The sequence below is a fragment of the Amycolatopsis sp. WGS_07 genome (genome assembly GCF_045278895.1).
In the GTDB taxonomy this organism is placed as follows: domain Bacteria; phylum Actinomycetota; class Actinomycetes; order Mycobacteriales; family Pseudonocardiaceae; genus Amycolatopsis.
In genome coordinates, this window is sequence record NZ_CP136053.1 from 5260138 (window position 1) to 5271602 (window position 11465).

Here is an 11465-nt window from a genome sequence, read left to right on the forward strand (position 1 = left end):
AACCCGGGACCGGCCGGTCATCGAGCGGGGGTTAGCATCGTTTCGGCGGGAAGGGGAAGGTTTTTGTGAGCGAGCTTGCGAGTGGACCCAGGAGTGCGGCAGCGGGTAGGGGCGTCCGATGAGCGTGCTCGAAGACATCGTCGCCGGCGTGCGCGAGGATCTCGCGCAGCGGGAATCCGCGCTGCCGTTCGACGAACTGAAGGCCCGGGCGGCGAAAGCCGCCCCGCCGCGTGACGTGATGTCCGCGCTGCGCGAATCCGGCATCGGCGTGATCGCCGAGGTGAAGCGGCGCAGCCCGTCCAAGGGCGACCTGGCGGCCATTCCCGACCCGGCCGCGCTGGCCCGCGACTACGAGGACGCCGGCGCGCGCGTGATCAGCGTGCTCACGGAACAGCGCCGCTTCGGCGGCTCGCTGGCCGACCTCGACGCGGTGCGCGCCGCGGTGGACATTCCCGTGCTGCGCAAGGATTTCGTCGTCAGCCCGTACCAGGTGCACGAGGCCCGGCTGCACGGCGCGGACATGGTGCTGCTGATCGTCGCCGCGCTGGAGCAGAACGCGCTCGCCGCGCTGCTCGACCGCGTCGAATCGCTCGGCATGACCGCGCTCGTGGAGATCCACAACGCCGAGGAGGCCGACCGCGCGCTCGAAGCGGGCGCGAAGGTCATCGGCGTCAACGCGCGCAACCTGCACACGCTCGAAGTGGACCGCGACGTGTTCTCCCGCCTCGCGCCCGGCCTGCCGATGGACGTGTTCAAGGTCGCCGAGTCCGGCGTCCGCGGCCCCGGCGACCTGATGTCGTACGCGGGCCACGGAGCCGACGCGGTGCTCGTCGGCGAGGGCCTGGTGGCCTCCGGCGACCCGAAGGGCGCGGTCGTCAAGCTCGTCACCGCCGGTTCGCACCCCGCCTGCCCGAGGCCCTCGCGGTGACCGGACGCGGCAAGCACGACCCGGACGAACGCGGCTACTACGGGCCGTACGGCGGCCGGTTCATGCCGGAGGCGCTGATCGGCGTGGTCGACGAGGTCGCGGCGGAGTACGAGAAGGCCCGCCACGACCCCGCGTTCACCGGCGAGCTGCACCGGCTGCTCACCGAGTACGCGGGCCGTCCGTCGCTGCTGACCGAGGCCAAGCGGTTCGGCGAGCACGCGGGCGGCGCGCGCGTGTTCCTCAAGCGCGAGGACCTCAACCACACCGGTTCGCACAAGATCAACAACGTGCTGGGCCAGGCGCTGCTGACGGTCCGGATGGGCAAGAAGCGCGTCATCGCGGAGACCGGCGCGGGCCAGCACGGCGTCGCCACGGCCACCGCGTGCGCGCTGCTCGGCCTCGACTGCGTCGTGTACATGGGCGAGGTCGACACCGAGCGGCAGTCGCTGAACGTCGCGCGGATGAAGCTGCTCGGCGCCGAGGTCGTGCCGGTGAAAACCGGGTCGCGCACGCTGAAGGACGCGATCAACGAGGCGCTGCGCGACTGGGTCACCAACGCCGACACCACGCACTACCTCTTCGGCACCGCGGCCGGCCCGTACCCGTTCCCGATGATGGTGCGCAATTTCCACCAGGTCATCGGCGAGGAGGCGCGGGCGCAGATCCTGGAGAAGGCCGGGCGGCTGCCGGACGTCGTCGCGGCCTGCGTCGGCGGCGGGTCCAACGCCATCGGCATCTTCTCCGGGTTCTACGACGACCCGTCGGTGCGGCTGGTCGGCCTCGAGCCGGGCGGCGAGGGCATCGAGGGCAACCGGCACGGGGCGACGCTCACCAAGGGCACCCCGGGCAACCTGCACGGCGCGATGTCGTACCTGCTGCAGGACGAGGACGGCCAGACGGTCGAATCGCATTCGATCTCGGCCGGGCTGGACTATCCCGGCGTCGGCCCGGAACACGCGTGGCTCAAGGACTCCGGCCGCGCCGAATACCGCCCGGTCACCGACGCGGCGGCGATGGACGCGTTCCGGCTGCTGTCGCGCACCGAGGGCATCATCCCGGCGATCGAATCGGCGCACGCGCTGGCCGGGGCCCTGGAGCTGGGCCGCGAACTGGGCCCGGACGGGCTGATCGTGGTCAACCTTTCGGGCCGGGGCGACAAGGACATGGACACCGCGGCCCAGTGGTTCGGGCTCGTGGACGGGGAGGGCAAGTGAGCGGCCTCGACGAGCTGTTCGCGGCGACGCGGGCGGAACACCGGGCCGCGCTGGTCGGCTACCTTCCGGCCGGATTCCCGTCCGTGGACGGCTCGAAGGACCTGCTGGCCGCGACCATCGACGGCGGCGCGGACCTGGTCGAGGTCGGCGTCCCGTACTCCGACCCGGTCATGGACGGCCCCACCATCCAGGCGGCCGCGGAGTCGGCGCTGGCCGGCGGTTTCCGGCTGAAGCAGCTGTTCGAGGTCGTGGAATCGGTGTCCGCGCGCGGCGGTCGTGCCGTGGTGATGACGTACTGGAACCCGGTGCACCGCTACGGGGTCGACGCGTTCGCCCGCGACCTGGCCTCGGCGGGCGGGCTCGGCCTGATCACGCCGGACCTGATCCCGGACGAAGCGGACGAGTGGATGGCCGCGTCCTCGGCGCACGGCCTGGACCGGATCTTCCTGGTCGCGCCGTCGTCGTCGGAGGAACGCCTGGCGAAGACCACGGCGGCGTCGTCGGGCTTTGTGTACGCGACCGCGGTGATGGGCGTGACCGGTGCCCGCGACGCGGTGGGTGTGCACGCGGAGGACCTGGTGCGGCGCACCCGGGAACACACGGAACTGCCGATCGGGGTAGGCCTCGGGGTCCGCTCGCGGGAGCAGGCCGCGCAGGTGGCCGGGTTCGCGGACGCGGTGATCGTGGGATCCGCGCTGGTCACGGCCGCGGCAGATGGTCCGGAGGGCGTGGCGAAGCTGGCTGGGGAGCTGGCGAAGGGCGTGCGCGAGGCGGTTGCTCCGGCCTGATCGCGGGGTCGACGGTCCAAAACTGTCGGTGGTCGTTCGTACACTCTCGGTATGCGGAAGAACCGAGGGGGAGTGCGAAGGCTATGGCAGACTGGAACCGGCGGAAGAGACCGAGCGCGGGTGGAGGTGACTTCGCATGTCAGCACCTGCTGAGCACGATACCGGCCACCCCGCGGCTCCGTGGCTGTCGGAAGTGCTTGCGCTGCCGGAAGAGCAGCTTCTCGGCACCCGGATCGAAGCGGTTGACGGGGCGCTCCTCATGAGCCCAGCCCCGACCTCGCTGCACCAGCGGTTACTTCAGCGTCTCCAGCTGGCAGTGGCACCGGAGTTGCCGGACGATCTGGAACTGCTCCCCGGCGTCAACGTCCGCTGCGGGGAGAACCGACTGCTGATCCCGGATTTCGTGGTCGTGACCTGCCCGGATGTGGCCACGACCTGGTACCCCGCGTCCGAGGTGCTGCTCGCCGCGGAGATCGAATCCCCGTTCACCCGGGTGCAGGACCGGATCTTCAAGAAAGCCCTCTACGCCGAAGCGCTCATCCCTTACTACCTGCTAGTCGACCCCGAGCAGGAAGCCGCCACCGTGTACGCGCTCGCCGACGGCGACTACCTCCCGCACGCGAAAAGCGAAGACGGCGTGCTCACCCTGGCCGAACCCTTCCCGGCGGAGCTGAACCTGCGCGCCTGAGCGGCCGGTTGTACACATCGTGTACGCCGTCCGCGCACAGTGCGGCGCATGGCTTTCGACATCGGACAGGTTCCCCGGAGGACGTTCCTGCGCGGAGCGGCCGGCGTGAGCGCTGCCGCGGCGGCGGGGCTCGTGCTGCCCGGCCTCGCGCACGCCGCGGCCGCGCCGCGCGTCTACAGCTGTGCGGAGTGGGGTGCGCGCCCGCCCGCGGACCAGCTCACCACGCTCGACCATCCCGCCACTCGTGTGCTCATCCACCATATCGACTGTCCCAACAGCACCGACTACTCGCTCGAGCACGCGTTCCAGGTCGCGCGCAACGACCAGGCCGACCACATCGACAACAACGGCTGGTCCGACACCGGCCAGCACTTCACGGTCTCCCGGGGCGGCTACCGCCTCGAAGGCCGCCACGGCAGCCTGGACGCGTTGCGCAGCGGGAAAAAGATCGTCCGCGCGGCGCATTGCCCCGGCCAGAACGACAACGCGATCGGCATCGAGAACGAGGGCACCTACATGCAGGTCGCGCCGCCGAAGGCGCAGTTCGATTCGCTGGTCGTGTTCGTCGCGTACGTGTGCCGCCAGTACGGCATCCCGGTCAAGGAAATCAAGGGGCACCGCGACTTCTACAACACGGACTGTCCCGGCGACAAGCTGTACGCGATGCTGCCCGAACTCCAGTCCCGGGTGGCGGCATTGCTCCGCTGAGCGCGGTCAATGCAGCCAGCGCATCGCCCGGCACAGCTCGTCCGGGGGCAGCGATCCCAGTTCGGCCACTTCCGCGCGGCGCACGTCGAGCAAGGTCGTGGCCAGCTGGGAGCCGAACGCGCCCGGCAGCACGTCGTCGGCCTCGAACGCGGCGAGCGCGTCCGACAGCGACTGCGGCAGCCGGGCCACTCCCGCCGCCGCGGCTTCGTCGGGGAGAGCGCGCCGGGGTCGACGCTGACCGGTTCCGGCAGGCGTGCGTCGGCGTCGATGCCTGCCTGTCCGGCGAACAGCAAGCCCGCGACCACCAGATACGGGTTCGCGGTGAGGTCGAAGCACTTCACCTCCAGGTTCGCCGCGGTGTCGCGCTGCCCGGCCGCGCCGCGGATCAGCCGCAGCGGGGCTTCGCGGTTTTCCAGGCCCCACGCGGTAAACACGCCTGCCCAGTGGTGCGGTTCCAGCCGCAGGTAGCTCACCACCGACGGCGCGCCGACCGTCAGCAGTGCGGGCAACCGGCGGAAAATGCCCGCACCGAACGATTCCGCCGTCGACGTCAGGCCGAACGCTCCGGCCCCACCCGCGCACAGGTTTCGTTCGCCGTCCCAGATACTCAGGTGCACGTGTCCGCCGTTGCCGACGCCGCCCGGCTCGAACTTCGGTGTGAACGACGCCCGCAGCCCGTGCGCGGCGGTGACCGTCCGCACCGTTTCCCTTGTCAGCACAGACAAATCGGCCGCACGCACCGGGTCGGTCGCCGCGATCGACAGCTCGAACTGGCCAGCCGCGTACTCCGGGTGGATCTGCTCCACCTCGACACCCTGACTGTCCAAAGCAGACACCAACGCGCGCAGATACTCGTGGTTCGCGCTCAACCGCGAGTATCCGTAGGCCGGACCGGACAGCGGGACCTCGTCCGCGTCGGTCGCGATCCACTCCAGCTCGAACGCCATCCGCGCGGTCAGCCCGCGTTCGGCGAGCTGCGCCACGGCGGTCGCGGCGAGCGCTCGCGCGTCCTGCGGATGCTGCTGTCCGTCCTGGTCGTACCGCCACGCCGGAGCCCACGCCCAGCCGGGCTGCGCGGAGAGGACGGTGAGCGCGTCGAGGTCGGGGTGCAGCCGCAGGTCGCCGACCGGGCCGAGGGAATGCTCGCCGCCGGCGATGGAATCGGTGCCGAGGAAGAAGTCGAACGAGTTCGACGCGCCGACGCCCCACGCCGCGACCTTCGCCAGCCTCGCCACCGGCACCGCTTTGACCCGGGAAATCCCGGAGTTGTCCACGAAACTCAGCGCGACGAGGTCGACGCCCGCCTGCTCCATCCGGCCCGCGGCGGCCGCGCCGAGTTCGGCGGGCCGTTCGCGGTCGAGTCTGGCGGGAGACGAGAGAGTGGACGACAAGGTGTGCTCCTTCGGTGCTGGGCGGGAAGGTTCAGCCAGTCGGCGCTGGTCGCCCGCGCCGTCCCGGATGTTCACTGTGTACTTCGCGGGGAGAGGAGCGCATCCGTGTCCGGAGACCGTCCCGAATTGCGGCGCACCCTTTCGGTCTGGCAGGCCGTCGGGCTGTCCGTCGCGCTCATGGCACCCAGCATGGCCGCGAACATCAATCCACAGCAAACAGCCGCGGCGGCCGGACGCGCGGTGCCGCTGGCGTTCCTGCTGTCGGCGGCGGGAGTGCTGCTGGTCGCGTACGGTTTCGTCCAGCTCTGCCGCCACTACCAGCACGCCGGATCGGTCTACGCGTTCGTCGGCGCCACGCTCGGCCCGCGCGCGGGTGTCGTGTCCGGCATCGGATTGCTCGGCACGTACACCTTCTACGCCGTGGTCACGAGTTCCGCCGCGGGCGTCCTCGGCACGGCCTTCTTGACCCAGGTCGGGATCTGGCCGCATCCACCGTCGTGGGGACCGTTCGTGCTGACCGCGGTCGCGCTCGCCGGCAGCTGGCTGCTCGCCGTCGCTCCGGCCCGCCGCGGCACGAGCACGCTGCTCGTCGTCGAGGGCGCGACCATCGCGCTCATCCTGCTGGTCACCGTGGTCATCCTGGTCCGGCTGATCGCCGGAGACGCGCCCAGCGGCCGGTTCACGCTCCAGGTTTTCGTCCCGGACACCGGAGTCTCCGGCATCTTCCTCGGCGCGGTGTTCGGCTTCTTGTCGTTCGCCGGTTTCGAGGCCGCCGCGACGCTCGGCGAGGAAACCCGCGACCCGCGCCGCAACATCCCCCGCGCGATCCTCGGCACGGCGATCTTCGGCGGCGCCTACTTCGTGCTCGTGACTGCCGTAGAGATGATGGCCTTCGGAGGCGACGCCACCGCGTTCCACGATTCCCCGTCACTGCTGGGCGACCTGGGCAGCCGCTTCGTCGGCCCGTGGGTCGGCGACGTCATCAGCGCGGGCGCCGCGATCAGCGCGTTCGGCTGCTGCCTAGCCTGCGTCGTCGGCGGCTCACGACTGCTGTTCGCCCTCGGCCGCGATGCCTTCGACGGACGCGGCATCGGCCGGATCTCCGCCAAGGGCACCCCTGCCGTCGCCGTCACCGTGGTCGCCCTCGCAGCAGCGCTGATCATCTTGGTGTGCGCGGTATTCTTCGGTGCCACCGCGGACGACACCTTCGCCTGGGCAGGGTCCATCGGAACCTTGCTCCTGCTGGTGATTTACCTGCTGACCACCGTGGGCGCGATCCTGCTGCTGTTCGTCCGGCGGCGGATGCGGGTGCCTTGGTGGCACTTGGTGTTCCCGATTGGAGCGTTGGCGCTGCTTGGCTACACCGTGTACGTGAACGTGGTGCCGTACCCGACCGAAGGCCCCGCGCGATGGTTCCCGGTGGTGGCTGGCGGGGTGCTCGTGTTGGCGGTTGTTGTGGTGGCTTTGGCACCTGGATTCGCCCGTAGGGTGGGGGAGAGGCTTGCTGAGGGAGAGACATGACCGGACTGCTCGATTTCGTCGCGGACTTGCCGTTGATCGACCACCACTGCCACGGCGTGCGTACCACGGGCGTCGATCGCGACGGGTTCGAGCGGATGCTCACCGAGGCGGACACCGTGTCGCCGCTGGGGACGTCGTTGTTCGATTCGCTCATCGGCCTCTCCGTGCGCGAACGCTGCGCGCCCATCCTCGACCTGCCGAAACACGCCCCGGCCGACGACTATCTCGCCAGGCGCGCCGAGCTGGGCACCGACGAGGTCAACCGGCGGTTTCTGCGCGGCACCGGCACCACGGATTACTTGCTGGACGGCGGTTTCCTGCCCGAATCCCTCACTGGCACGAAAGACTTCGCCGAGCTGGCCGGCGCTCGTGCGCACGACATCGTCCGGCTGGAGCAGGTCGCCGAGGACGTCATCCGCGAGACCAGCGCTGCTCGCTTCGCCGAGGACTTCGCGGCCGAGCTTGATCGCCGCACCTCCAACGCAGCGGGCGTGAAGTCCATCGCGGCGTATCGGGTCGGGCTGGAGTTGTCCGGCGAACGGCCGAAACAGGCCGAGGTCGAGGCTGCCGCCGGGCGTTGGCTGGCGCGGATCGAGGCGGGCGAAGCGGTCCGGCTGGCTGACGAGGTGCTGCACCGTCACCTGATCTGGGCCGGGATCGACCGGCGGCTTCCGGTGCAGTTCCACGTCGGCTACGGGGACTCCGACGTCGACCTCCACCGCTGCGATCCCTTGCGGCTCACCAGCTTCCTGCGCGCGACCCGCGACACCGGCGTCCCGGTCCTGCTCCTGCACAACTACCCGTTCCACCGCAACGCCGCCTACCTCGCGCAGGTTTTCGAGCACGTCTTCGTCGACGTCGGCCTCATCACGCACAACGCGGGCTTCCGCGCGCCCGCCATCCTGGCCGAGACGCTGGAGCTGGTGCCGTTCGGGAAGCTGCTGTTCTCCACCGACGCGTTCGGGCTCGCCGAGCTGTATCACCTAGGCACCGCGCTGTTCCGGCAAGGCCTGTCCGGCTTCCTGCGCACCGCCCTCGAAGCCGACGCACTGTCCGAAGTGGACGCGATCCGGCTGGCCCGCTTGGCCGGACACGAGAACGCGGCCCGGATCTACCGGCTGGAGCGCGAATGAACGACCTGGCTGAGGACTGGCGCGCGGCGCTGGCCGAGGAGTTGCCCGCAGCGGTCGAACTGCGGCACCGGATTCACGCGGACCCGCGCGCTTCCGGCGACGAGGACGACACCGCCCAGCGGGTGGCGGCCGCGCTGGGCGAAGGCGAGCGAGTCGCGAAAACCGGGCGGCTGATCGAAATCTCCGCACCGCATCCAGGTCCAGCCGTCGCTTTGCGTGCGGAGCTGGACGCACTCCCGGTCATAGAGCGCACCGGCGTCGAATGGGCCGCGCGGAACGGGCTGATGCACGCCTGCGGCCACGACGTCCACCTCGCCGCGCTGACCGCCGTCTGCCGGGCCGCGCGGCGCGTCGAAATCCCGCGTCCGTTGTTCGCGATCCTGCAGCCGCGCGAGGAAACGTCCCCGTCCGGGGCGCTTGACCTGGTCGAATCGGGCATTTTGGAGGAGCGCGGCATCGACACGGTGATCGGCGCGCACGTCCAGCCGCGGCTGCCGTACGGCGTCGTCTCGGCCGCGCCGGGGCCGGTGAACGCGTCCACCGACGAGTTCGAGATCGTGCTCCACGGACAAGGCGGGCACGCCGGTTATCCGCATCTGCTGCGCGATCCGGTGCTGGCGCTCAGCCAGCTGGTGGTGAGCCTGCAGCAGGTCGCGAGCCGCCGGATCGACCCGATGCACGGCGCGGTCTGCACCGTCGGCCGGTTGAGCGCGGGCACGGCGGCGAACGTCGTGCCGAACACCGCGTCCGCGTTCGGTTCGCTGCGGTTGATGCGCGCGAGCGACCGCGAACGCGCGCTGGAAGCGCTCGACGAGGTCGTGCACGCCACCGCTCGCGCGTACGGCTGCACCGCCGACCTCCGGATCAGCCCGTGCGAGCCCGTCCTGGTCAACGACCCGGCGCTGGCCTCGGCCGCGCGGATCTGGCTCGAACGCGCAGGCACCGATGTCGACGTGGATTTCCGTTCGTTCGGCGCGGACGATTTCGCGCATTACTGCGGCGAGGGCGTCCGCGGCCTGATGCTGTTCGTCGGGCTCGGCGAGACCGCGAACGCGCCCAGCCTGCACGGCGAAACGTTCCTGCCCGAGGACGCCGCGGTCGGCCAGGTCGCGCACGCGCTGCTGGCCGGGTACCTCGCCGCGGCGTCCGATCCGCAGTATCCGGAGGCGGCCGTGACCGGGCTGTGACCGGGTCTTGACTAAGGGTTCCGCGGCACCGGGACCACGACCGGGGCCCGACGCGCTACGGTGGCCGCGTGTACTCCGCAGCATTCCTGGCCACGATCCCGAGCCCCGACCAAGGCGTCTGGCACCTGGGCCCGATCCCGATCCGGGCGTACGCGCTCTGCATCATCGCCGGCATCATCGTCGCGATCTGGTGGGGCGAGCGGCGCTGGGAGGCGCGGGGCGGCACGAAGGGCACGGTGCTCGACGTCGCGGTGTTCGCGGTGCCGTTCGGCCTGGTCGGCGGCCGGCTCTACCACGTCATCACCGACCCCGAGCTGTACTTCACCGAGGGCAAGAACCCCTGGAACGCCTTCGCCATCTGGGACGGCGGCCTCGGCATCTGGGGCGCGGTCGCGCTCGGCGGCGTCGGCGCGCTGATCGCGTGCCGCCGCCGGGGATCCCGCTGCCCGCGATGGCCGACGCGATCGCGCCCGGCATCATCGTCGCGCAGGCGATCGGGCGGCTCGGCAACTACTTCAACCAGGAGCTGTACGGCGCGCACACCGACCTGCCCTGGGGCCTGGAGATCTACCAGCGCTTCGACCCGGCCACCGGAGCCCCGGACGCCCTCGGCGGCGTCGCGACCGGGCACATCCCGCTGCCCGACAGCCCGGTGCACCCGACGTTCCTGTACGAGCTGATCTGGAACCTGCTGGTCGCGCTGCTCGTGGTGTGGGCGGACCGCAAGTTCAAGCTCGGCCACGGCCGCGCGTTCGCGCTCTACGTCGCGGGCTACACGCTCGGCCGCTGCTGGATCGAGCTGATGCGCACCGACACCGCCAACCACATCCTCGGCCTGCGGGTCAACGTGTGGACGTCGATCATCCTGTTCGTCGGCGCGGTGGCGTTCTTCGTGGTCGCGGCCAAACGCGGGCCGCGCGAAGCCCCGGAGACGTTGCGCAGCAAGGGAGACGAGCGCGAGTCCACTTCGGACGACGCGGCGGAAAAACCGGAGAACACCGTCGACGCCGGGTCCGCGGGCGAGAACGGCAAGTCCGAGAAACCCTGAGCACCGCACGAGAAAAGGTCCCCGCCCGGATTGGGCGGGGACCTTTTCGCTGCGCGCCTAGCCGAGGAACGAACCGCCGAAGTAGTCGTCGTCATCGCCGGAGTCCTGACGCCGGGAACGGCGGCCGGACGACGGCGGCGGAGACGACGGGGGAGCGGGCCGCTTCCGGTCGCCGCGGTCGGCGAGGGGATCGGCGAACTCGTCCTCCGGCTCCGGTTCCGGCGCGCGATGCCGGGGCGGGGCGGGCGGTGCAGGAGGTTCTTCGCGCGGCGGAGCCGGCGGCGGAGTCCGTTCGGCGAGCGGATTCTCGTTCGAGTACCCGGACGGTTCCGGCTCGGGCGGGGCCGGGGGCCGCGGCCGAGCGCTGCTCGCCAGCGGGTCCTCGGCGGAGTAGCCGGCGGGCTGGTCCGGCGTGTCCGGATACGTCGAACGGCCGTTGTCCGACAACGGGTTCCCGGCGCCGCCGGTGCGCGCCTCGAGGATCTCCTCGGGGGTCTGGCCCTCTTCCAGCTCCTCGAGGATGTCCTTGGCCTCGCTGAGCTTTTCGTCGGCGAGGGCGCGGACCTCCGGATCGGCGAAGGCCCGGCCCGCGGCGACGTCCTCCCAGGACAGTTCGCCCGCGTCCACCTTCCGCTTGATCAGCCGCAGCTGGGCGGGCGCGTCCGGACGCGAGGCGGCGCGCTTGATCGCCTCGATCCGTTCCGGGGTGTCGGTTTTCGGCAGCGGGCGGAGCTTGATCTTCTCCAGGTCCTTCAGCAGCTGCTGGGACTTGCGGACGGTCCGGTCGAGCGCGGCCTCGGCCTCCCGCAGCTCAGGGGTCTTCCACGAGTCGTCCGCGGTCGTGGGCTGGGACATCTCG

9 protein-coding genes and 2 pseudogenes are annotated in these 11465 nt (G+C 70.8%); 9 read left to right on the top strand and 2 right to left on the bottom strand.

Going from position 1 to position 11465, the window contains the following annotated elements; all coding sequences use genetic code 11:
* Positions 1 to 118: 118 nt before the first annotated feature.
* The 5 genes from trpC (at position 119) to RPX00_RS24960 (ending at position 4326) form a co-directional block, all read left to right on the top strand.
* Positions 119 to 928 carry an indole-3-glycerol phosphate synthase TrpC gene (gene trpC / locus RPX00_RS24940; RefSeq protein WP_406628938.1) on the top strand — a complete coding sequence of 270 codons (810 nt, stop codon included), beginning with the start codon at positions 119 to 121 and terminating at the stop codon, positions 926 to 928.
* The gene (gene trpB, locus RPX00_RS24945; protein ID WP_406643070.1) at positions 907 to 2142 is read left to right on the top strand and encodes a tryptophan synthase subunit beta; all 1236 of its coding nucleotides are present in this window, start codon (positions 907 to 909) and stop codon (positions 2140 to 2142) included. The genes trpC and trpB overlap by 22 nt, the downstream gene beginning before the upstream one ends.
* The gene (trpA, locus tag RPX00_RS24950; RefSeq protein ID WP_406628940.1) at positions 2139 to 2930 is read left to right on the top strand and encodes a tryptophan synthase subunit alpha; all 792 of its coding nucleotides are present in this window, start codon (positions 2139 to 2141) and stop codon (positions 2928 to 2930) included. The genes trpB and trpA overlap by 4 nt, the downstream gene beginning before the upstream one ends.
* Before the next feature lie 136 nt (positions 2931 to 3066).
* A complete protein-coding gene (locus RPX00_RS24955; RefSeq protein WP_406628941.1) occupies positions 3067 to 3618 on the top strand; it encodes a Uma2 family endonuclease in 552 nt (183 codons plus the stop codon).
* Between the two features lie 48 nt (positions 3619 to 3666).
* The gene (locus RPX00_RS24960) at positions 3667 to 4326 is read left to right on the top strand and encodes a peptidoglycan recognition family protein (protein ID WP_406628943.1); all 660 of its coding nucleotides are present in this window, start codon (positions 3667 to 3669) and stop codon (positions 4324 to 4326) included.
* A 6-nt stretch (positions 4327 to 4332) separates the two neighbouring features.
* On the opposite strand, the pseudogene RPX00_RS24965 reads toward RPX00_RS24960, so the two are convergent.
* Positions 4333 to 5639: pseudogene (locus tag RPX00_RS24965) on the bottom strand (glutamine synthetase).
* A gap of 183 nt (positions 5640 to 5822) precedes the next feature.
* Between RPX00_RS24965 and RPX00_RS24970 the strand changes: the two are divergent.
* The 4 genes and pseudogenes from RPX00_RS24970 to lgt all read left to right on the top strand — a co-directional run bounded on the left by RPX00_RS24970 (position 5823) and on the right by lgt (position 10606).
* Positions 5823 to 7238 (top strand): APC family permease, encoded by a 1416-nt coding sequence (locus RPX00_RS24970; protein ID WP_406628945.1) that lies wholly within the window; start codon positions 5823 to 5825, stop codon positions 7236 to 7238.
* Positions 7235 to 8371, top strand: a complete 1137-nt coding sequence (locus tag RPX00_RS24975) for an amidohydrolase family protein (RefSeq protein WP_406628947.1) — start codon at positions 7235 to 7237, stop codon at positions 8369 to 8371. The genes RPX00_RS24970 and RPX00_RS24975 overlap by 4 nt, the downstream gene beginning before the upstream one ends.
* The gene (locus RPX00_RS24980) at positions 8368 to 9558 is read left to right on the top strand and encodes a M20 family metallopeptidase (RefSeq protein WP_406628949.1); all 1191 of its coding nucleotides are present in this window, start codon (positions 8368 to 8370) and stop codon (positions 9556 to 9558) included. The genes RPX00_RS24975 and RPX00_RS24980 overlap by 4 nt, the downstream gene beginning before the upstream one ends.
* Positions 9559 to 9626: 68 nt before the next feature.
* Positions 9627 to 10606, top strand: a pseudogene (gene lgt / locus RPX00_RS24985) (prolipoprotein diacylglyceryl transferase).
* 57 nt (positions 10607 to 10663) lie between these two features.
* Here lgt and RPX00_RS24990 read toward each other — a convergent pair.
* Positions 10664 to 11461, bottom strand: coding sequence for a hypothetical protein (locus tag RPX00_RS24990; protein WP_406628951.1), 798 nt, complete (start codon positions 11459 to 11461; stop codon positions 10664 to 10666).
* Positions 11462 to 11465 lie beyond the last annotated feature (4 nt).